Source organism: Idiomarina loihiensis, from assembly GCF_024584785.1.
Classification (GTDB): Bacteria; Pseudomonadota; Gammaproteobacteria; order Enterobacterales; family Alteromonadaceae; genus Pseudidiomarina; species Pseudidiomarina fusca.
The window spans coordinates 2244807-2266683 of the sequence record NZ_CP074112.1 but is presented as its reverse complement, the minus strand read 5'-3'; the positions used below and the strand labels follow the sequence as shown (position 1 = coordinate 2266683).

The following is a 21877-nucleotide window of genomic DNA, read 5'->3' as shown; positions in this document are numbered from 1 at the left end:
TGTTGATAACAATGGAAGCAGCCCGAATCAATTGAACCAACCCCCACACAAATGTAGTGAAGCCTCCGATCCCCCAACACCAACCGAGCCCATTGAGTAGCGAGTTATTCTTGTCAGCAATATCAGTTTTTACATGAAGCAAAAAAGCTTGACCGATCATGTGAATTTTTAGCATCACGAACAGAATGATCGCAGCTAACAGGCAATACCAACCAGTTGTAGCAACGCTTGCTTTTGTGCATGGTTTTGGGCAAAACTAAAAACAAATCTCACAACATGCTATAAAGGTTTTACGAGCGGAAAATCTGTACATTCTCAAGCCCCCACATTTTCCATATATTCGAAAAATAGCAAGATTTACCTTGGGCTAACCGTAGCCAAGGTGCAGATTCACAGTTGTGATCTGGTGTACAACCGGAGTTTTCGTTCGCACAATGGGAACTTAATATACAACCCTGTTGTTTACCCTGAACTATTTCTTGGAATGAGAAAATAGCAGCATACATCAGAGGAGTATAAAGCGATTCCTCTGAGTCCCTTAACCAAGATTCAAAGTTTCGATTAAAAACTATTGGCATTCCAATGCTTTTAATGAAGCCCATTAACGACTGCCTAGACTTATTTTTATCTGAACCCCACAGTTTGGCAGATATTGATATATTACTATTTCTTATTTCTCTCGCCCTCGCGACCATACCGCTAGCCCATTTCTCTTCCTTCAAGGGTGAAACAGTGAATAGGTCATCTAACTGGGACTCTGCTAATTCAGATGCTTTTATGTGTTCGAGATGAACCGGCTCTTCTTCCAAGGTAAAATTGTTCACCATATATAGGTAGTATTCATTGGGACTTTCAAACACTAATCCAAGGTCATGAATTTTTTTCAAACAACTGACAAATATCTCAGCAGGGTTGTAATACATCAATGAAGCTTCGCACAACTCAGAAACCGCAAGCTTATTGTGAGAAATACTGGGGCATAAGTACTCGGCTATCATCAATGCAGCATCATATGGGAAATTTCTTCTCCTTTTCTCATCGCCGTATATTTGACTTTCAATTAAGTTTGCCATGCTTTCATAAATAGCCATTGCTCCAAAATGGAAGTCCTCAGTTGTACTTATAGCCGGGCTCTTATATTTTATATAGATATATTTTACTGGGTAAGGCACGAGCTCTACATCCATCTCTTCCTCAATTACATCTACAACGGTACAACTCTCAGGAAATTCTTTGAGCTTTTCTGCATCATCTCCGACATATAACGAAAATAGATCGTTATTAGCCATTACCGTATCACTGAGTTCGCTACTAACTAGTGGCAATCGAGCAGGCTGGCTACTTTGTCTTAGTGCATGGTTTTGGGACTTGATCACATCGACACATTTTGAAATATTGATCAGTCCGTATGTAGTGCTTACATCCTGTAAAAAATGAATCAGCTCATGAGCCAAAACTCTCTCATTTTCAGTGCCTATAATCTCATCAATCGGCTTATCGACATCAACCTGTATCATAAAAAAGGCTGGAACATAGAACCCTAGATCCTTACGGAGTTTCATTATCACCCTCTACTTGGATTAGCATCCATATGTCTTGTGAACCCACCTCACTCATGCGCTACCTAAGCCCTTTCAGAAAGCCATTAATTTGCCCTTGCTGTTCGGCCAGCCGCTCAATAATGTCAGCAAAGCTATCAGGGGCACTGAAGAACATTCCACCGCTTACGGACTGGTCGTAATCTCTTTTGATTTCTTTAAGCAAGCCGTCGGGCGGGATTAACACCAATTCACCGGAAAGAATGTCTTCAAAAGAAACACCTCGAGTCGCCCACCTGGCGGACTTCATCGCGACAACGTTCTCCAGTGCTTCGGCGCTTTGGTATGTGCCTTCCTCGAGGTTTCTCAAAATGCAGTCTACGTCGTACCAATGCCTGGACAACCGCACCGTATCAGGCGCGTTCTCTTGTGTGCAGAATTGATGAAGTGCGGTCAGCTTTTCCCAAATAATGTAATCCGGGTGGTAAGCCTCCACTGCGGCTTTCGGTAAGGTGTGTGCCTTTGAAACCTCATCTATTTCTGACAGGTAAGTCGTTACCGGTTTAGAAACCGTCGGCCGGCCCCGGTTTCGGCCGCCAAATTCGAGCAGTACATGCTCCAGTTGGTACGAGCCATCCTGAAATGCCACATGTGGGAAGTGAATGTCGATTTTCTCACCACCAGAGCCATCTTCTATTTCGGCGCTCAGGCCCTCAATGCCATAACCTGAGAGCCGCTTATTCAATCTCTGAACGAAATCGTTAGCCCAGGCTTCTAATCGCTTACCCTGAGCACGCCTAAACTTATCTCGTTGATTACGGCTTTTGGTTGTTTGCGCCCACGCAGCCGCTTCATCATCTGATTCTGCTAAGTCAGCCCAATGAATCGATAAATCAATATCCTCAGAGAATCGCTCGATGGTGCTATAACACTTACTAAGAGCCGTTCCACCTTTGAACGCCACGTCATGGCCATCTAATAAATCTTCTTCGTAAAGCAACCGCAAAATTTCGGTTACCCAAATGTCTTTCTCTAAGAAATTAGCACCCAAACCTCTGGCGGAGTTCTGGGCAGCATAGTCGAGGATTGATTTTAACTCGGCTCGTTTAGCGTCGGTCTTATAATAGTCAAATATGCCCATCACACTGTCGCACTCTCAACTTGCATGAGTTTATGGCGCCACTGAGAGCTCAATGTGGAATGCTTGAGATTCTTAAGAACTCGCTTCTTCTCACTTTCCGTCAACGACAGCCGATTAAATACCTTACGGAATTGCTCTGGCTTAAAATGCTCTGGCTCCATCACCGAAAGGCTTCGAAGAATCAGTCCTTCAGGTTGGTTCAGCCACTTAAGCTTGCTGGACGCGACGTGTTTCACCTGAACCACTGAGTTTCCGACTTTGAATTCACGCGAAGGGCCATTCGTCCAATACATGGTTCGAGCCGGAGATTGAGTTTGCAGCCCCAGTCGGTAAGCCGCTTCAAAGCCATGCGAAACAAGCTTATATCCATGACTTCGCGCCCAGGCTTTTGCTACCTCTTCCGGGCTGGGCATTATTTTCACGCCCGGTAAGCTCTCAATCGATTTAGGACGAACGTAAAAGCCTTTTGACACACGCACAATCTCGCCTGACTTCGCCAGTCGGCTAAAAGCTTTCTGAACGGCACTTTCCGTACCTAGCTCATAAAATCCCTCTATGGAAAAAGGAACCCCTTTTCTCATGCGAGCAATCCGAGACTCAATTTGTGCGGTGATAGACATTGAGATAATCCTGACTATGAAATGCTGTGTTGATTAAATATACACCTTTAATTGCCCAATGTACATGGTCATTGATGTCAGGATTGTTTGATCCACCTAACCAATTATTTGGGTAAGGGTAAGACGGTGGCTGTAAATACTTCTAAAGACTCGAGATGCGTACTTTTACCTATGTCGAGTCTATCGACGCAACAGGATTGTTTGTCGATTATTTCGTGTTTTATCGACATGAAAGGCCGTTGGATGAAGTAAAAATATTTGGGTCATATCCTGCATCTTTTCGCTATTATTCAACTTCCCACTTATAATTGCGTCGATTTTTCGGGGTGACTACACCCACGCTCGTGGGGGTGTTTCCGAAGCGAGCCGCTCTGAAGAAGCAAGTCACGAGTCTTCCCCACGCTCGTGGGGGGGGGGCGTATCTCTGATTATTCAGATGTGGAGCACCAGTCTTCTTTAGTGGAATGATAATTTATCTAAATCCTCGATAGACTTTTGGGTTTGGAATTTTATAAAAATTAGCACCATTAGTACTGACATAATTGAAAATATAAACTAACCTGTAGTTTGAAATTATTAACAGGTTGGTACCATGAGTTCGGATATATCATCAAAATTAAACCGGCTGCTGAGCTCCCAACCATTGGGCGTCGTGCTCTGTTCATCTTGGCTTGTTGAAAATGGCTACAGCCTCGACTTGCAGCAACGCTATAAAAAAAGCCAGTGGTTTGAGAGCATCGGGGCGGGAGCATTAATACGCTATGGCGACCACGTGGATTATCTCGGTGGGGTGTACGCCATGCAAACTCAGCTCGGCTTATCGTTACATCCTGGCGGGAGGACTGCCCTAGGGTTGCAAGGGAAAGCGCATTATTTAGAGCTTGCCCCAAAGCACGTGCAGCTATTTGGCGTTCACGGCGAGCATGTGCCTTTGTGGTTTAAAAAACAAGACTGGAGCGTGAACGTCAAGTACACGTTATCCAACTTTCTGCCGGCGGAAATCGGTTTAACCAAAATACCGCATAAACAGTTCACGGTTAAAGTATCAGAGCCAGCGCGAGCCATCATGGAGTGTCTGTATCTTGCACCCAAATCACAATCGTTACTGGAAGCTTATGAGCTTATGGAGGGCCTCAATAACTTGCGGCCCGCATCTGTACAAAAGTTATTAGAAGCCTGTAACTCAATAAAAGTGAAACGCTTATTTCTTTATCTGGCCGAGAAAGCAAATCACGACTGGATGCAATATCTTGATTTAAGCAGTGTAAACCTAGGCTCGGGTAAGCGTGCGATAGTAGCGAGCGGTGTTTACATCCCGAAATACCAAATCACTGTACCAAAGGAACTGGAGTCAATGGAATGAATGAAGCTTACAGAAAACAGGTGAAATTGCTACTCGATGTGTTGCCGGAAATCGCGAAAGAGGTTTACCGATGAAATCAAACGGGGCTTGTTATTCGCGCTGATTAGTAGCAATCGACCAACACATGAAATGCTTGCCCCCAACTTACGTGACTAAAGGGCAGCTTTTAAAAACCAGTTTGAAGGCATGAGCAATGTTGTATTTAGTTATGCTGATTTTGAAGCAACAGGGTTCAAGTTGATAGATACGATACGTCGGAGTTTGAGCGAGGCGGACAAGCAATTTCGGCTTAGTTTTAATCAATTAGAGCCGAACTGGTCTGTTTATGATTATCATCAATTTCCATCGGTAAAGTGGAAGTTGATGAATTTAGCAAAATTTAAAAAAGAGAGCCCAAAGTTTTATAAGCTGCAGCTGGAAAAGCTATCGGCTTTGTTGGCGAGTTGAGAATTCTATTTATGACGGCTCCGATTTTTCGGGGCGACTACAGAGGACTAATTAATGAAGTAAACATCATAAGGTTAAATTTATGATGTTTACTTCATGTTTATAGGTTTATGTACTACACTTCATCTGTGCCTATTTATGAACCCGACTACATCGATGAGGTTTACTCATGATCATTCAGCGCCCAGCCGACTTAGCGACACTTATTAAGTCGCACCGAAAGAAGCAGGGCTACACACAAAAGGAACTCGCAAGGTTAACCGATCTTTCGCAGCGAAGCGTGTCTTCGATTGAACGTACCGGAGAAATGCACACATCAACTTTGCTGCGAATTTTTGCAGCGCTCAGAATTCAGCTAAACGCAGACGCTGTGGAACAAAGCACCTCAAATAACAACGAGGTTATTTGGTAATGGGTCGACGCAAACATGAGAATACACTCTATTGCCACATGAATGATCAGTTCGTTGGCACGTTGACATCGCGGCTGAATAACTTGAGTTTTCGATATTCAGATAGTTGGCTACAATGCAAGTTTGCACGGGCAATCTCCATATCCATACCATTAACTGAGCAGGAATATTCCGGCGAAGCTCTAAACGCTTACTTTGATAATTTGTTGCCCGACAGTCCGGATGTTCGTAAAACGATTGTGGATAGGCTTGGGGCTAAAAGTACAAAACCTTTTGATTTGCTCCAAACGGTCGGCAAAGATTGTATTGGCGCATTAACCTTCGCTGCCAGTCCGGAGCCCGAGCCGGTTCCTGACGTTGAAATAATCCCGTTGAATGAAGAACAAATCGGCCAACTCATAGCAGATTCTCGAACCGGCAAAACCCTCGGTATGCAGCATGAGAATGCATTTCGTTTTTCACTTGCCGGCGCTCAAGAGAAAACGGCGCTGACTTTTTGGCAAGGACAGTGGGGTATCCCTGTAGGCCAAACACCAACAACGCACATATTGAAACCGCGAATCATAACTCGCCCAGGTGAACCTGATTTATCGAGTAGCGTTGAAAACGAAAGGTTTTGTATGCGTGTTGTTCAGGCACTTGGATTGCCGGTAGCCCATACAAAAATAGACAGCTTCAATGGTGAAGATGTTTTGATTATTGAACGCTTTGATAGAAAGGTCATCGGGAACAAGATTTATCGCCTACCACAAGAAGATTTCGGCCAAGCGCTTGCTGTGGCAGGCGGTTCAAAATATGAGGAGCATGGTGGCCCAAGCGCTAAAGAGATCATGAATATTTTATCCACATCTACGGCTTCGGTTCGTGATCAGGATACATTTATGTCAGCGCAGCTACTGTATTGGCTTTTCGCTGCTATAGACGGGCATGCAAAGAACTTTAGTCTGGCACTGACCCCCAAAGGATATCGGCTGACCCCCTTGTATGACGTATTATCAGCGTATGGATTCGCGCAAGTAGGCAACTTACATCCGAAAAAAATAAAAATGGCGATGGCCGTGAATGGTAAGAATCGGCATTATCATTGGCATACGATTTTTCCTCGGCACTGGAGAACGCACGCAAAGAGTGTTGGCTATGATCCAGACCGCATGGATTCGACAATTGAGAACATCACAGCCAAGTTAGAAGCGTGTCTCGATATTGCATCAGAGGAAGCTGCCTCGATAAGTATCCGCGCAGAGCAGAGCGCCGAAGCTATTCGCAAAGGTACATTGAAGGCGCTTGAGCGTTTTACGGTATGAACTGTCTAGAAAACTAGTCGCGATTCAAACCTTTAGGTTAAACAGCACTCTACGAGTGAGCTGTATTATTTTACGGGGTAGTTACAATGGCGCACCCGACAGGAGTCGAACCTGTGACCTCTGCCTCCGGAGGGCGGTCACGGGTTCGGTGGTAAATCGTTAAAGCTAGGCGTGGCAAGGGTTTAAACGGTGTTGTGGCTTTTTGTTTGGCGTCGAAATAGACACTTTTGAGACCGTTTAATGACAAAACTGGTCACAGAATACCGACGTGGAAATTTCAATTTTTGACCTTTGCCTCGCGACAAAAAATTCTGAACATCCGAAAAATCCTGAGTTTTTAGGTGGAAAAAATTCCACCTTTTAACCGGACTTTAGGTGTGTAGATTAGCCTATAATTTAATAATGCCAACAAACGAGATCGCTTTATTCCAAATATCGAAATTAACGCCGTTCGTTCAAAAAGCGATTAATTAGGTCTTGATGTTCGGCTAAACGCTCAATAATGTCAGCAAAGCTATCAGGGGTACTGAAGAACATTCCACCGCTTACAGACTGGTCGTAATCTTTTTTGATATCTTCGAGCAGCCGCCCCGTTGGAATTAACACCAACTCACCGGAAAGAATGACTTCAAAGGAAACGCCTCGAGTAGCCCACCTTGCCGACTTCATCGCTACCACGTCCTGTAGTGCTTCCATGTTTTGGTACGAACCTTCATAGAGATTTTGCAGAATACAGTCTACATCATACCAATGTCTGGATAACCGCACCGTATCAGGCGAGTTCTCTTGCGTGCAGAATTGATGGAGTGCGGTCAGCTTTTCCCAAATAATGTAATCCGGGTGGTAAGCTTCCACCGCGGCTTTCGGTAACGTATGGGACTCTGCAACCGCATCTATTTCTGACAGGTAAGTCGTTACCGGTTTAGAAACCGTCGGCCGACCCCGGTTACGACCTCCAAATTCGAGCAGTACATGCTCTAACTGATAAGAATCATCCTGGAATGCCACATGTGGGAAGTGAACGTCGATTTTCTCACCACCAGAGCCTTCTTCAATTTCAGCGTTCAGCCCCTCAATGCCATAATCTGAAAGTCTGCCATTCAACCTTTGAACAAATTCGTTGGTCCAACCTTCTAAACGCTCTCTCTGCTCTCGTCTAAATTTACGTTGCTGACTGGGATTCCGTGTTGTCAGCTCCCACACCGCAGCTTCATCACCTGATTCTGCTAAATCAGCCCAATGAATCGATAAATCAATATCCTCAGAGAATCGCTCAATGGTGCTATAGCACTTACTCAGGGCTGTTCCACCTTTGAACGCCACATCATGGCTATCTAATAAATCCTCTTCGTATAGCAACCGCAAAATTTCGGTTACCCAAATATCTTTCTCCAAAAAATTAGCGGCCAAACCTCTTGCGGAGTTCTGTGCAGCATAGTCGAGGATTAATTTTAGTTCCGCTCGTTTCGCTTCAGTTCTATAGTAATCAAATATGTCCATCACACTGTCGCACTCTCAACTTGCGCTAGCTTTTGGCGCCATTGCGAATTCAGCGTAGAATGCTTGAGGTTGCTGAGAACACGCTCCTTCTCACTTCCTGTCAACGATAATCGCTTAAATACCTTGCGTAACTGCTCTGGCTTGAAATGTTCTGGCTCCATCACCGAAAGACCCCGAAGAATCATGCCTTCAGGCTGGTTCAGCCACTTAAGCTTATTCGATGCGACGTGCTTCACTTCAACGATTGAATTTCCTACCTTAAATTCACGCGATGGGCCGTTCGTCCAATAAATGGTTCGGGCAGGAGCCTGAGTTTGCAGCCCAATGCGATACGCCGCTTCAAAGCCATTCGAAACAAGTTTGTACCCGTAATTTCTCGCCCAAGCTTTTGCGACTTCTTCTGGGCTGGGCATTACCTTCGCCCCCGGTAAGCTTTCGATTGACTTAGGACGAACGTAAAAGCCTTTTGACACACGCACAATCTCGCCTGACTTCGCCAATCGGCTAAAAGCTTTCTGAACGGCACTTTCCGTACCTAGCTCATAAAATCCCTCTATGGAAAAAGGAACACCTTTTCTCATGCGAGCAATCCGAGACTCAACTTGTGCGGTGATTGACATTGGAAAAATCCTGACTATGAATTTATATGTTGATTAATTATACACCTTTAAATACATGTTGTACACGGCCACTGATGTCAGGATTACTTGATTAAGGTAACCAGTTTTTGGTAAGGATGAGGCGGTGGTTGTAAATACCTCTAAAAAAGTCAACACTGAAAGTGTTACTACGACGATTAACTACAATCTGTTTGACCGGATTGCAAGTGTTGTTCAAGGTGGTATTACAGAGAATCGTTACTACAATGCCAATCAACGGCTTTGTCGTCTCTATCGCCCTGATGTCGGCTCAACGGCATATGATTACAACAGCGTTGGTGATGTGATTTGGGAGGCTAAGGGCGCATCAGGTGCTATAAACGCCTGTGCCACCACCAGTGTGCTAGCGAGTGAAAAGACCCAGTTTAGCTATGACAGCATTGGCAATATCAGACAAATCACCTATCCGGATAGCAGCGGCAATAGCCTTTATACCTTTGATGCACAGGGTAACCTGAGTAATCTAACGTCAGGAAGTACCGCGTGGGAGTATCAATACAATTCGCTTGGTCTGATAGAAAAAGAATTACTGACTGTCGATAACCTGACCTTTGTATTGGACCCTGGATATAATGCGTTGGGACAGTTGACGTCCTTGAGTTAGCCATCTGGCAGGAGTGTGACTTTTACTGTTAATGCGTTAGGTCGAGCGCTTAGTAGTGGCAGCTATGCGACTAACGCTGAGTACTACCCAAATGGCCAACTGAAAAGTTTTAACTATGGCAATACGCTGACGTTTAATCAAACCTTGGATGCGCAACAGCGACCAGAGCTAAGACGTGTCAGAAAAACCAGCGATATGTTGTCCCAGCAATACAGCTACGATGATAACAGTAACCTCACTGCGATATTGGACTCTGTGACGCCGGCGAACAGCGTCACCAATATGACATACGATGGCTTAGGGCGTCTTAAAACTGCGAACGGGTTTTGGGGAAGCGGTAGCTTTAATTACGATACGGTAGGCAATATCACCCGCAAGACGCTCGGTACACAGGATATTATTTACAATTATGATACCAATAATCGTTTGGCGAGTATCAGCGGAAGCCTAAATCAAAGCTTTAGTTATGACAGCCGCTTCAATGTTGCGAGTAACGGGTTACGTACTTTCACTTTTAACCGAGCAAACCGATTAGCCAGCTCCGGCACAAACAGCTATGTATATGACGGCCATGGCCGCAGAATCGTCAAGAACAAAAACGGCGCAAAAACCTATAGTCTGTATAACAGCGCTGGAGTATTGATGAGTACCTATGAAAGTAATGGTTATACCGACTATTACTACTTAGGCAGCCAGCTCGTAGCAAAATATGCGGATCCGCGCACTCTGTCGGATGAGCCAGGTTATACAGGCCATGTCGAAGATAACGACTTACAGTTAACTTATATGCAGGCACGATACTATGACCCAATTATTGGGCGGTTTTACAGCAATGATCCGGTAGGCTTTACCGCCAGCAACCCGATGATGTTTAACCGCTATGTTTATGCCAATAATAATCCGTATAAGTATGTTGATCCGGATGGTAAAGAGCCTACTGGTAACATGATTGCACAAATGTTTGGTTACACGAATGTAGACAATGCCAATACTCAAGCACCATAAGATATCGCAGATGGATTACAAGCTGCAAAAGGTGCAGTTAGGACGGGGGCCGGTGACCTCTCTAATGCAACAACTTTAGGGGCTGTTGGTGCAGGGCTTCTAGGGCAACCTCAAATTGCCGTACCACTAGCGATTGTTGGCGGTGTTAGCGGGTTTGTAGAAGCTGCTCTATCAGACACTCCAGGTAAAGATTTGTTAGTTGAATCTGTAGCCACGGTTACTGGAGCAAAGTCAGTAGGTACGATTGCAAAAATAGCCAGTGGATTGGCTGGAGAGTCGAAACAAATCCAAGGAGCAATTAAAGCAGTTAGTGAGGCTGGCCAGCATGAAATTTCTGAAGTAATTAAAGAAGATATCAATGAATGAAATTAAATTAGTAAAAATTGAGCTAAATAAATACATGGCTTGGCCTATTAAAATAGTAATGGGACTGTTGGCCGTATATTTTGCTAAAGAAGCTTATATAGACTACTCCAACGAATATATCATTAGGCGAGGAATTCAATACACCTTGGTTGAATCCCCAAGATCTTTTTATATAAATTTGGCTAAGACAGTTGGGTTTAGTTTGGCTTTTTTATATTTGGCTATTGGTGGTGTTGTTCCGAAGAAATCAGATGATAAAAGTAAATAGCTTTTGAATCCAAAGCCCTGCCTCGCACCACAAAACTCAGATGTTGCTGATGGGGATTTTGTTGCTAATGCTGAATGTTTGAGCTGAGCTGTTTTGAAAGAAATCGCCAGCAGTCTGGTCACTGGATTCCGGCAGAGGTGATCAGTGCTTACCAGCAGGGCGGGCACTTCAAACTCAATCATGCGATTAGTGCACAAACGTTTAAGGTTTATCATCTTCGCTCCAGCCCCTGGTCCAGACCAGGGGCTGCACCCCTATCTTCAAGGCAGCCATTTGCGGGTGTGTCGGCATTGGTCGTCTTTGATACCGTAGCCGGTGCAACCCCAAAATTTTCCGTAGCGGCCTTCGCGCTGTTTCATGGGGCGGCCGCACTTATCGCAAATTGGCGTTTCGCCGCGGCAGTCGGGGTTGTTGCAGATGCTATGGAACCAGTGGTCGATGGTGGGTGAGCCGCACGCGCTGCAAACTCGCGGGCGTACCGAGCAGCCGTTGCCGGTGGTGCAGCGGTAGAATGCGCCATATTGGCCTTGGTGGCGTTTCAGATAGCCGTTGGTGCATTTCGGACACTTGAATATTTCCTGAAACTTCTCCCGAAAACGCTCTGAAGAAATTGCGATATCGTATTTGGGTGTCAGTATTTCTTTAATGAACGCTGACATGCCATGCGGGTCGGCGACGAGATAGCTCTTTTTACGAGCGCGCGTTAGGCCGACGTAAAATAGTCGGCGCTCTTCGGAGTGTTTAAATGAATCGAGGGTCGGCAGTAAGGTTTCGACAATGTAATGGCCTTTGTTTTCGTTCGGAAATCCGACTTTGCCCTGAAAAAATCCCACCAAAATACAGTGGTCGGCTTCGAGGCCTTTGGATTTGTGAAAGGTCCAGTAGTTGATGTTCTTCAGCTGGCCGTCTTGCAGCTCTGCGTCGTGTTTTAGGTTCTCGCGTACGTCGTTGAGTAAATAATTGTAGCGACAAATGATGGCAATGCTGTCTTCGGGGGCGTGTTCGCGAATGGCTTGAATAATTTTGGCGACTTTGCCGGCCGGATCGGGCTTGCCAGCGATGAGGGTGTCTAGCAAGTAAACTTGTGGGTTGCTCACTTTGGTATGGGTTTCGACCTGCTTTTTGTATTGCTCAGGGTTTTCCATCACAAAGTTGCCAGCGGTGTCGGCTATGCTGTTGTTGTAGCGAAAGGTTTTGTCGAGTTTTGTTAGGCTATGCGTGCCTAGGTACTCGCCAAAGCGGGTGGTGATTTCGAGCTTGCCGCCCGAGAACCGGTAAATAGACTGCCAGTCGTCGCCAACCGCCGTCATGGTTGGGTTCGGCCCGTGTTTGATGAGTGTTTTGACGAGGCCTAGTCGAGCGGCAGAAATATCCTGAAACTCGTCGACCAGAATGTGTCGCCATTTGGGCTTAAAACGCTGTTGCTGAATAACCGCTTGCGCTTGCAAAATCATGTCGTCGAAATCGATGGCATTTTCTTCGCGCAAGGCCTCTTGATATGACTGGTGTAAGCGCGTGAGAAAAGCTGCGCACCAATTGGCGTGTTGGTTATCGAGCTGGGCTAGGCGTGCGCTGATGCCGTCGCTGTTGAGTTGCTCGGTGCGAATGGCCTGCAGCGATTTGTATAGCACTTCGGCTAAGGTCGAAATAAGATCGCTATTATTAAGTTTTTCGAGCAGCTCATCGTTCGTTAGTGGTTGAAGTTTCACGTTGTTTTCGCGCATCAGCTGTTCGAGCCGCTGCTCTAGCTTCCCCTCCACCCAGTCGTAATGATGCGTCTCTATTAGCTTGGTGCCGCATTCGCGGTGCAAGTTGCGCTTCAACTCCATTTCTTGATTGTATTTTTGGCGGTCGATATCGGGCCGGGTTTTGCCGTGCCTGTCGACGCCAAAATGCTCAAGATAGATATCAGCCTCGGTTAAGTAAAAATCTGGTTTGTAATCAACACCTTCGGCTATGCGTCGCTTGCTTTTGTATGGCGCTTCGTACTGGTATTCGATGCCATTTCGGCATAGCCAGTTGGCTATGATCAGCTCTTGGTAGCCTTTTACTAGTTCGCCGTTGAGCGTGCGGTATTCGTTGTCGCGTACGTAATTTTCGTAGTCTTCTTGGGCTTCGAAATCAAACGGGTTTACCGGTTTGAACACTAAAGAGAATAGCTTTTCGAGTACGGTGAGGAGTTCCCTCAGTTGGTTAATTAGCCATTGCGTGACCCACTGATTGAGCTTTTTCGGGTCATCGGTAAATTTGGATAAGTGCACTGTGTGGTTGGCTTGCTTAAGTATGGCTCGGCCGAGGGCGTGGAAGGTGGCGATGCTTGGGGTGTTGCTTTCGTTTTCTGTTTCGGTGCCTATAGCTTTGGCACGTTTGTTGAAGCGCTCTTGCAGCTCGTTCGCGGCGGCACGGTTATAAGCTAACACCAAAATTTCATGGGGTTTCACGCCGTGGTTAACGATGAGATCAAGTGCTTTTGCCACCATCACAGAGGTTTTCCCTGTACCGGCGGCGGCGAGTACGAGGTTGAAATCATTGTTGCGAATAACCGCCAAGCGTTGACTGTGCGTTAGCGGGTTGGCTTCGGCCTTGTCGTAAAAACTTTGGTATGTTGCTAATGTGCGTTTCTCGTACGTTTCGCGTAAGTTATCTGCGTGTTCACTAATTGGTGTTTGGCCAAGCATGAACTGCAGTTGCTGGCGCGTTGTTGCTTCGAACTGAGTTACCTTCGCCAGTGGCAGCAAATGGTTTAGTTGAGTTTCGAGCGCTGGAATAGTGGAGTCTCTTAAATACTGCTTTATCGCGTTTTGCTGAAACTGCTGGTAGGTTGTGTATATGCGCTGCTGCAGAGCCGGTAAACACAGCTTCTGAATTTTTGGCAGCGCGTTTGTCAGTGCTGCGTTGGTGATAAAGCTAAAAATGTAGCGTTTATTCGGCACCAAGGTAATGGTTAGGCTTGACCAGAATAGTCCTTTTTCGGTGGTCGGTAGTGTAGCCAGCTCATCGAAGGTGCCAAGTAACGTTTGCTTGCAATTACGCTCTTCAATGTAAAAGCTGTCTGCGTCTATGGTCAGCTGCGTATAGTCGCCGAACAACTTGCCAACCCAGTTGGGATGCAGTTCTATTGTCTTTCTCTGTTCCACGTTGTTGCTTGCCACGATTGTCCCGCTGTAGGCGATGTCTTACATCCGTTGTGGGTAACTATACAGCTAATTTTGCACGTTGGGGAGAGGAGGGGCGGCTCCTGGTTCGCATCAGGGCTAATAAATTGGTCCCAATTTGGTCCCATAGAAACATTTGTTAGTGTTTACTATCAGTAAAGACCTTATAAGAAATGGCGCACCCGACAGGAGTCGAACCTGTGACCTCTGCCTCCGGAGGGCGGTCACGGGTTCGGTGGTAAATCGTTAAAGCTAGGTCTGGCAAGGGATTAAACGGTGTTCTGACTTTTTGTTTAGCGTCAAAATCGACACTTTTGAGACCGTTTAATGACAAAATTGGTCACAGAATACCGACTTCGAAATTTCAAATTTTGACCTTTGCCTCGCGACAAAAAATTCTGAACCTTCGAAAAAACCTGAGTTTTTAGGTGGAAAAAATTCCACCATTTTTGAGCGATTCTGAAAGTTTCTGAGAGGGATTGTAAGCTTTACCTGAGGGGGAAAAGTAGTTTTTAATGATTATAGTTGGTTGGGAGTTCACAAAATTATAACTTAGTATTAAGCTCAGATCGATTTATAGACAATTTGATTTCTTGAACCAGCCCAAAGGAGATGGCGAATGACAGTGGGGACATGCAGAAACTGTAAAAAGAAAAAACAACAGCTCGATAAATATGGAAATTGTAAAGCCTGCGGAGCGACATCCTTTGGCCAGGGTATAGCGGATTATACCTTTGACAAGCTTGAAGAATGGGCGAAAAAATACGTGTCTCCGACTGTGTTTAGAGTAGTGTTTGGTAGTATTTTCCTGCTAGTGCTGTATGTAATCTTTGCCTGAGGTTACAACCAATTGGTTGAGCTTTTTTTAAAAAGTAGCCTTAACTACTTATTAAGTAATCACTGGCCATGATTGAAGCCGCGACGATTTAGTATTCAGTTGGCCGTGTTTTAGGGAATCTCAAAAGCCACAAAGATTTTTAAGTGACTGTTTAATATGTGATTTGCACTTGTTTCTAGGTGGTTTTGATTTTTTTCATTTTTAGCGAACGTTGTGGCGTCCAAAAGCCTGTTGTCTTTCACCAACAAATCGGGGAAAGATGATATGAAAACGCCACAAGATAATTACGCTGAACAAATGGTTTTGAGTACGGTGTTACGGCAACCGGAGGCGATGGAGAAAGTAGCGGAAAAGCTCTCGCATAATGATTTTTACTCAGCAGAGCATAGAAAAATTGCTAAGGGTATGTCTGAACTTTTCGCACAATCAAAAACTATAGACATAGTTACACTTTCAGAATCGTTAGAACGGACAAAGACACAAGTTGCGATTGCTTATTTAGATGAGCTAATAAAGTTAGCTGCCAGTTCATCATCTATTGATAATCATATTCAACGCGTTCTTGACTGCGCAATTCGGCGTCGATTGATTGCGGTAGCGAGTTCAATTGAGAAAGCGGCTCGTGATTCAACTGGAAATATTGAAACGTTACTTGATGAAAGTGAAGTGCAACTATCTCGGTTGAAACATCAAGAGACGACCGACCGTCTTCAAGATACGCATCAAATACTTAAACAAACAATTGCTCGTATTGAAGAGGTTAGTTCGATCCCTAATAGCGATGGTGTTGTTGGTTTACGTACTGGGTATAAAGATTTTGACACAGTAACTTCAGGGCTGCGGGGGAGACTGTAAAAGATTTTGTGTAAATGGCTGGTTTCACTGTTAAATCCGATCCTGATATATAATCTCGAACTGTGCCATCGCTGGCTTCCAGTTGCGTATGGGCATAGTCCACTTTTTTGAAGCCTGATGCAAGGCCAAGTACAGCACCTTCATGACGGCTTCGTCGTTAGGGAACGACCGGCGAGTTTTGGTGATTTTGCGCAGTGACGCATTCAGCGACTCAATGGCATTGGTGGTATAAATGGCCTTGCGTATCTCAACTGGGTAGTCGAAGAACACACTTAAGCGCTCCCAGTTTGCCCGCCATGAGCGACTGATGGTGGGATGCTCAGAGTCCCATGTCGAGGCGAAATTTTCTAGTGCCTGCTCGGCTTCAGCGCGAGTAGCCGCGCCATAAATGAGTTTTAAATCAGCGGCAATAGTCTTGCGCTGTTTCCAGTTTACGTACCGCAGAGAGTGGCGAATTTGGTGCACAATGCACAGTTGCACTTGAGTCTTCGGGTAAACCGCCTCAATGGCTTCAGGGAAGCCTTTAAGGCCATCGCAGCAGGCAATGAAGATATCGTCTACACCACGGTTTTTCAGCTCGTTCATTACCGATAGCCAGAATTTAGCGCCTTCAGTTTGAGCCATCCACAGCCCGAGCAGCTCTTTTTCACCGTCAGTGTTGATGCCAAGCGCTAGGTACACTGACTTATTCTGTACAACACCAGAATCACGGCTGCGAACGACTAGACAATCAAGGTAAACAACTGGGTACAGCTTTGCCAACGGACGATGCTGCCAGGCCTTGACCTCGTCCATGACGGCGTTGGTCACCTGAGAAATGAACGTCGGCGAGACTTCAACACCATAGGCTTCTTCAAGGTATGCTTGAATGTCACGAGTAGTCATGCCACGCGCATACAATGCTATGATGCGCTCATCAAATCCATTCAGCTGGCGTTCGCCTTTGCGAACTAACTTGGGCTCAAAACTACCGTTACGGTCACGAGGAATATCTAGTTCGACATCGCCATTGATGCTACGAACAGTTTTCTTGGTTTTACCATTACGAGAGTTGCCGCTGTTGTTGCCGGCTGAGACATTTGGTGCGTAGCCTAAATGAGCTTCCATTTCAGCCTCTAGCACCCGCTCTGCCACCTTCTTGGTAAGCTGTTTGAGTAGGCCGGCTTCGCCTAAGATGTCTTCTGGGGAATCACAGCCGTCCAGCAGCTGGTCGATGAGTTTGTCTGATATTGGCATTCTGATATCCTTCTTCGATATTGTTAAGAATGCCATTTACACAGATATTTTTACACTCTCCTGCGGGGTGGGCAGTTAATTATTTTGGCTGCGCGTCCATCTATGGGGAAAACAACTTTAGCCATGAATATGGTTGAGTTCATTGCTTTAAATAATAGACGTCCCGCCTTAGTGTTTAGTCTGGAAATGCCTTCCGAAAAACTCATAATGAGAATGCTTGCTTCTATTTCTCGTGTTGAGCTTGTGAAAATCCAAAATGGACAACTCACTCTCACTGAGCGAGAAAGAGTCGAAAGCAGTGCAACAATAATTCACCAACGGGCGCAACTTTATATTGATGATAGTAGCGATTTAACCCCAACGGAGATTCGCTCTCGAGCTCGTCGAGTATCTAAAAAGCATGGTGGTCTATCACACATCATGATTGATTACCTTCAATTAATGAGAGTACCGTCAAAAAGTGATAATCGCACTCAAGAAATTGCTGAAATTTCTCGTTCTTTAAAAGCGCTAGCTAAAGAGTGAGATGTTCCAGTTGTTGCATTGTCACAATTAAATCGAACGTTAGAGCTGCGCCAAGACAAACGGCCTATCAACTCAGATTTGCGCGAATCGGGTTCAATTGAACAAGATGCGGATATCATTGCATTTGTTTATAGAGATGGGTATTACTATGAAGAGACTACTAATCCGAATGTATCGGAATTGATTATCGGTAAACAACGTAACGGTCCGTTGGCAACCATAGAACTGATATTCAATGGCAGTATTTCTCGTTTTGACAACAAGGAATAAGGAAGAAGGAAGAATGAGTAACATAAATCAAGATTTCGAAAAGTGGGCATTGGGCTTTTCTGGAATGGACGGCGGCGATATTGGAGCTCCGTCTAGTCAAGCTATTTGGGTATCAGGTATAGAGTGGGGAGGTGGGCATAGCGCCTCTTCACTGCTCGAGGAATTCAATAAAAATGTATCCTCACCGCCGGATGGCTATAACGACTGGGCTCACAATCTAAAATTCAAGTATAACCAGCAGAAGATGAAACTATTAAGTGCGGTGCAGGGAGGAATCGTTGCGGATTACAAAGTTTTCGCTGAAACCAAAAGGCCTTTCTGTGTAGGTAGCCAAGGATATTTCAAAACTAATTTATATCCTGTCGGATTTCGTAATGTTAACCATCATCACTGGCTAGATTCGATAGCGCAGGTAACTGGCATTGAGACGAAGCAAGGCTATATGGATTGGTGCCGCATTCATAGATTTCCCAAACTGAGGTCTTACGCAGCAAAAGCTAAGCCGCAGCTAATTATTTGTGCTGGAGTCACTTTCGCCGACGATTTTAAACGAGCGTACGCTGAAGTTAATAGTGAGTTTAAGCTAGAGTTAATCGACGGCCAGGCTTTACGATGGTTGCGGAATGACGACGACACACTTGTAGTTGTTATTCCATTTATGACCAGTCCTAGAGGGTTAAAGAGAAATATAACGATCCAAGCTTTCGGCGAGCGTATCCGCGAATTATTGCGGGTTGGAAGATAAAAATGTAACTACTCGATAAAAAACCGGTAAGGCCTGATTTTTCCCGACTCTGTCAAGATCACAAGACACTCTACGAGTGGGCTGTATTATTTTACGGGGTAGTTACAAAAGGCCGCATAGTGGATAGAGTAATCGCAAAGGAACGTAAAATATGAAATTCTTGCACCTGACCATAGTATTAACCATTTCATTAATAGCCTCTGCATGTGCCAGCACAGGGGTTATATCACTCGGCGAGAACCTCTATTACATCGGTAAGAAGGACGGCTCTCCGGGGCTCGGGATTAGCCTAGAGAATAAAGCTGAAGTGTATAAAGAAGCTAACGCGTTTTGTGAATCCAAGGGCTTGAAGCTTGAAATTGTAGAAGAAACTGTAGTGGCCGCGGCTCCTGCACGGCTGGGGTCAACTGAAATTGAATTCAAGTGCATTTAAGTTGCTTCAAAATTAATTTAGGGGAGCTGCTGAGGTGAGTAAACAATCGTAACCTCTTCTTGGAAATCTCCAGGCCTTGTTGGCTGTGGCATCGGTGATGCCTTGGCTAGCGCTTGAATAAGTAAGTTACTGGTAGTTCCGTCGCTACATTCAATAACTTTAATCTCTTGAATATAGCCTGAGCGGTTTTGTCGAAATGATACTTTGCAGCTCACACCCTGCCTCGCTTCGGATTCCGAAGGTAGGTATTGCTTTACGGCCTTAAATATACTGGCTGTATATTCGCTCATTGGAGAGTAATGATTAGTACGTCGAGTCTCCGCGCTTGTAGCGACTGCTGAGAATAACAAGGTTATGGCTGATAGCCCTATGAGTAGACTCCGCATATCAATTCGATCCCTGCTCTTCAAACCAATCCTTAGATCTCTCCTGAAACAACCGCACAATTGCGAATATTGTAAGCGGGGTGCAGATAATCGAGGCAATCACATCTGGCGGCGGCATATTTGCGAAACCCAACCCCAGAAACAACACTAAGCCGAACGCCGACAAAGCTGTGTAAATCCACCGTGCTGCGTTACTACCGCGACCTATGTGGTAGGGCGATAGGCAGTAGATTCCATATAAGACAATGTGATCCGTACCAGTACTTTTGGACACCGAGCTAAGTGAGTAAAATCACTTAACGAGGTGAATCATGAAAGCAAATAAAACACGCAAAGTCCACACACAAGAATTTAAAGCAGAAGCCCTGAAATTAGCTGAAAGAATAGGCGTTGCAGCGGCGGCTAGAGAACTAAAAGTCTACGAATCCCAGCTGTACAGTTGGCGGACTGCGGCGTAAAAAAATCTAACACGAGCGCCAGAGAAGCAGAGCAAGCCGCTGAAATGGCTCGATTAAAACGTCAATTAGCTGAACAGGCAGAGGACCTGGCCATATTAAAAAAGGCGGCTACCTACTTCGCGAAGAACCAAAAATAGCCAGATTTGAGTTTATTCTTGAGCACCAGCATCAATTCAGCTTAAAGCGGATGGTGAACGTGCTCAACGTATCGCGTAGTGGGTATTATGCCTGGCGGAAACATGGTCAGACAGTCAATCCTCGAGAGCAGCGTCAAATTGAGCGAGACGAGGCGATTAAGCAGGCATTTATTGACTCGAAAGAGCGCAGCGGCGCTCGGCGTATCCAAGTGGATTTGGCAGAGCTCGACATGACACCCGACATCAAAACTATTCGCAATAGTATGATACGCCAGGGCCTTGTACCTAAGGCTGCACGTAAATTTAAGGTCACCACGGACAGTAAGCACAATCAGCCTGTGGCGCCAAACTTGCTGGAGCAAGATTTTACGGCAAGTGCTCCGAATCAAAAGTGGGTTGGCGATATCACGTATTTATTCACTAGTGAGGGCTGGCTGTACCTAGCGGTAATCATCGATCTATATTCACGCTCGGTTGTTGGCTGGTCGATGAGTAACCGAATGACCGCAACGTTGGTGTGTGATGCTCTGAAAATGGCTTTATTTCGCAGAGGTTTTCCCGAAGGGATCATTGTTCACAGCGACCGAGGTAGTCAATATTGTTCAAACGATTATCGAGATTTAATTAAAAAAACATAGACTTACTCAGAGTATGAGCCGAAAAGGAAATTGTTGGGATAATGCCTGTGCCGAAAGCTTCTTTCACTCATTAAAGGTCGAAGCCTTGCAGGACGAGCCCATCATGGATCGAGAAAATATGCGCCGAGCAGTCTTTGAGTACATCGAAGTTGATTACAACAAGACAAGAAGGCATAGTGCTATTGGCTATCTCAGCCAGAGAACTTTGAATTAAAAAATAGTGCTTAGCAAAGTGTCCACTTTTAGTGGTACGGATCAGGTTTTGAAACGGTTGCTTAAGTAACCGTTTTTGGATTAGGCAAGAAGAATTGATGTCGCCTAGGAGTTTAAAGGGTTAAAAATAGACTTCTAGGCGGCCATTTGATATAGTGTGATTTGCATTAAGAGAAGAGCAACGCTCTCGCCAACCTGCCAGTCTGGGTAAGGTGGCCACCAAGTAACGACTTGGGATGTGCCTGACGAAACGAGATCAGGAACCATCAGACGCATAGTGTGTTGCTCTCCTTATTTGCACCATCATCAATCGCAAATAACGGAGACGAGAATATGAGCCATCCTCACAACTATACCCCTGAGAATGCCCCGAAGGCATATTTAGAGCGCGTTTTTATCAATAGTCGACCTCGGCAGATCACCTTTGCTGGCATGGTCGGTGCCTACCGTTTACATGTGCTCGACATGACTGAGTATTATCAGCCGTTAACAGCCGGTAACGGAGAGCCCTACATCGCTAACGCCATTATCAATGATAGAAATGGAATTCACGGCATTTTGGGGCCAATAAAGCATTACCTTCTCATTATCGATAAACAGCCAGTGGCTATCTATGACACTGAAGGTCGCTATATTTCCTCAGCAGAAGGAGAGCGACCGAATTCAGCAGCCGGTTATGCCCGCGTGTCGGGTACTAATGCGGTACTGCAGATCAAAGACAAATAAAGTCCGACTGAAAAACCTATATCAACAGAACTATG

General features: G+C 45.3%; 21 protein-coding genes, 2 pseudogenes and 1 riboswitch. Of the genes and pseudogenes, 15 read left to right on the top strand and 8 right to left on the bottom strand.

What is annotated here, in order from left to right; genetic code table 11:
• Positions 1–290: 290 nt before the first annotated feature.
• Genes KGF88_RS10820 through KGF88_RS10810 form a run of 3 tightly spaced genes read right to left on the bottom strand, consistent with a single transcriptional unit; the run spans position 291 to position 3299 of the window.
• The gene (locus KGF88_RS10820; RefSeq protein WP_153827268.1) at positions 291–1562 is read right to left on the bottom strand and encodes a hypothetical protein; all 1272 of its coding nucleotides are present in this window, start codon (positions 1560–1562) and stop codon (positions 291–293) included.
• 58 nt (positions 1563–1620) lie between these two features.
• Positions 1621–2679 (bottom strand): nucleotidyl transferase AbiEii/AbiGii toxin family protein, encoded by a 1059-nt coding sequence (locus tag KGF88_RS10815; RefSeq protein WP_153827267.1) that lies wholly within the window; start codon positions 2677–2679, stop codon positions 1621–1623.
• Positions 2679–3299, bottom strand: a complete 621-nt coding sequence (locus tag KGF88_RS10810; RefSeq protein WP_153827266.1) for a DUF6088 family protein — start codon at positions 3297–3299, stop codon at positions 2679–2681. Before KGF88_RS10810 ends, KGF88_RS10815 begins: the two co-directional genes overlap by 1 nt.
• 592 nt (positions 3300–3891) lie before the next feature.
• Here KGF88_RS10810 and KGF88_RS10805 point away from each other — a divergent pair.
• From KGF88_RS10805 to KGF88_RS10795, 4 genes are all read left to right on the top strand, one after another.
• Entirely contained in the window at positions 3892–4662 is a 771-nt protein-coding gene (locus tag KGF88_RS10805) for a type IV toxin-antitoxin system AbiEi family antitoxin (RefSeq protein ID WP_153827265.1), read from the top strand.
• A gap of 186 nt (positions 4663–4848) precedes the next feature.
• Positions 4849–5109 carry a hypothetical protein gene (locus tag KGF88_RS10800; protein WP_153827264.1) on the top strand — a complete coding sequence of 87 codons (261 nt, stop codon included), beginning with the start codon at positions 4849–4851 and terminating at the stop codon, positions 5107–5109.
• Positions 5110–5278: 169 nt separating this feature from the next.
• Positions 5279–5521, top strand: coding sequence for a helix-turn-helix domain-containing protein (locus tag KGF88_RS13945; protein ID WP_153827263.1), 243 nt, complete (start codon positions 5279–5281; stop codon positions 5519–5521).
• Positions 5521–6825 carry a type II toxin-antitoxin system HipA family toxin gene (locus tag KGF88_RS10795; protein WP_257119931.1) on the top strand — a complete coding sequence of 435 codons (1305 nt, stop codon included), beginning with the start codon at positions 5521–5523 and terminating at the stop codon, positions 6823–6825. Before KGF88_RS13945 ends, KGF88_RS10795 begins: the two co-directional genes overlap by 1 nt.
• A gap of 441 nt (positions 6826–7266) precedes the next feature.
• Here the strand turns inward: KGF88_RS10795 and KGF88_RS10790 are convergent, their stop codons facing one another.
• Together KGF88_RS10790 and KGF88_RS10785 are read right to left on the bottom strand one after the other, a co-directional pair.
• Positions 7267–8325 (bottom strand): nucleotidyl transferase AbiEii/AbiGii toxin family protein, encoded by a 1059-nt coding sequence (locus KGF88_RS10790; RefSeq protein WP_153827378.1) that lies wholly within the window; start codon positions 8323–8325, stop codon positions 7267–7269.
• Entirely contained in the window at positions 8325–8945 is a 621-nt protein-coding gene (locus KGF88_RS10785) for a DUF6088 family protein (RefSeq protein ID WP_153827377.1), read from the bottom strand. Before KGF88_RS10785 ends, KGF88_RS10790 begins: the two co-directional genes overlap by 1 nt.
• 124 nt (positions 8946–9069) lie before the next feature.
• On the opposite strand from KGF88_RS10785, the gene KGF88_RS10780 reads away from it, so the two are divergent.
• From KGF88_RS10780 to KGF88_RS10765, 4 genes are all read left to right on the top strand, one after another.
• Positions 9070–9588: a hypothetical protein gene (locus KGF88_RS10780; RefSeq protein WP_153827376.1), complete on the top strand. Its 519-nt coding sequence runs from the start codon at positions 9070–9072 to the stop codon at positions 9586–9588.
• A 15-nt stretch (positions 9589–9603) separates the two neighbouring features.
• A complete protein-coding gene (locus tag KGF88_RS10775) occupies positions 9604–10593 on the top strand; it encodes an RHS repeat-associated core domain-containing protein (protein ID WP_153827375.1) in 990 nt (329 codons plus the stop codon).
• A gap of 192 nt (positions 10594–10785) precedes the next feature.
• On the top strand, positions 10786–10959 hold the full coding sequence (locus KGF88_RS10770) for a hypothetical protein (protein WP_153827374.1): 174 nt from the start codon (positions 10786–10788) through the stop codon (positions 10957–10959).
• Positions 10952–11227, top strand: a complete 276-nt coding sequence (locus KGF88_RS10765; RefSeq protein WP_153827373.1) for a hypothetical protein — start codon at positions 10952–10954, stop codon at positions 11225–11227. Before KGF88_RS10770 ends, KGF88_RS10765 begins: the two co-directional genes overlap by 8 nt.
• A gap of 260 nt (positions 11228–11487) precedes the next feature.
• On the opposite strand, the gene KGF88_RS10760 is transcribed toward KGF88_RS10765, so the two are convergent.
• Positions 11488–14379, bottom strand: coding sequence for a UvrD-helicase domain-containing protein (locus KGF88_RS10760; protein WP_257119930.1), 2892 nt, complete (start codon positions 14377–14379; stop codon positions 11488–11490).
• Positions 14380–15001: 622 nt separating this feature from the next.
• Here KGF88_RS10760 and KGF88_RS10755 point away from each other — a divergent pair.
• Both KGF88_RS10755 and KGF88_RS10750 read left to right on the top strand, forming a co-directional pair.
• Positions 15002–15220: a hypothetical protein gene (locus tag KGF88_RS10755; RefSeq protein ID WP_153827418.1), complete on the top strand. Its 219-nt coding sequence runs from the start codon at positions 15002–15004 to the stop codon at positions 15218–15220.
• A 264-nt stretch (positions 15221–15484) separates the two neighbouring features.
• Positions 15485–16075, top strand: coding sequence for a DnaB-like helicase N-terminal domain-containing protein (locus tag KGF88_RS10750; protein WP_153827417.1), 591 nt, complete (start codon positions 15485–15487; stop codon positions 16073–16075).
• Positions 16076–16105: 30 nt separating this feature from the next.
• On the opposite strand, the gene KGF88_RS10745 is transcribed toward KGF88_RS10750, so the two are convergent.
• Positions 16106–17311: an IS256 family transposase gene (locus KGF88_RS10745; protein WP_257119929.1), complete on the bottom strand. Its 1206-nt coding sequence runs from the start codon at positions 17309–17311 to the stop codon at positions 16106–16108.
• A gap of 60 nt (positions 17312–17371) precedes the next feature.
• Here KGF88_RS10745 and KGF88_RS10740 point away from each other — a divergent pair.
• The 3 genes and pseudogenes from KGF88_RS10740 to KGF88_RS10730 all read left to right on the top strand — a co-directional run.
• A pseudogene (locus KGF88_RS10740) lies at positions 17372–18106 on the top strand (replicative DNA helicase); the annotation flags it as partial.
• A 13-nt stretch (positions 18107–18119) separates the two neighbouring features.
• Positions 18120–18851 (top strand): hypothetical protein, encoded by a 732-nt coding sequence (locus KGF88_RS10735; RefSeq protein WP_153827408.1) that lies wholly within the window; start codon positions 18120–18122, stop codon positions 18849–18851.
• 151 nt (positions 18852–19002) lie between these two features.
• Positions 19003–19284 carry a hypothetical protein gene (locus KGF88_RS10730; protein ID WP_092836208.1) on the top strand — a complete coding sequence of 94 codons (282 nt, stop codon included), beginning with the start codon at positions 19003–19005 and terminating at the stop codon, positions 19282–19284.
• A gap of 17 nt (positions 19285–19301) precedes the next feature.
• Here the strand turns inward: KGF88_RS10730 and KGF88_RS13940 are convergent, their stop codons facing one another.
• Positions 19302–19574 carry a TonB C-terminal domain-containing protein gene (locus KGF88_RS13940; protein ID WP_162014657.1) on the bottom strand — a complete coding sequence of 91 codons (273 nt, stop codon included), beginning with the start codon at positions 19572–19574 and terminating at the stop codon, positions 19302–19304.
• A 407-nt stretch (positions 19575–19981) separates the two neighbouring features.
• Here KGF88_RS13940 and KGF88_RS10725 point away from each other — a divergent pair.
• Together KGF88_RS10725 and KGF88_RS10720 are read left to right on the top strand one after the other, a co-directional pair.
• Positions 19982–21131 (top strand): annotated as a pseudogene (locus tag KGF88_RS10725) (IS3 family transposase).
• Between the two features lie 144 nt (positions 21132–21275).
• Positions 21276–21393, top strand: a riboswitch (SAM-I-IV-variant riboswitch).
• 56 nt (positions 21394–21449) lie between these two features.
• Entirely contained in the window at positions 21450–21842 is a 393-nt protein-coding gene (locus KGF88_RS10720) for a hypothetical protein (RefSeq protein ID WP_153827396.1), read from the top strand.
• The last annotated feature ends 35 nt before the right edge of the window (positions 21843–21877 follow it).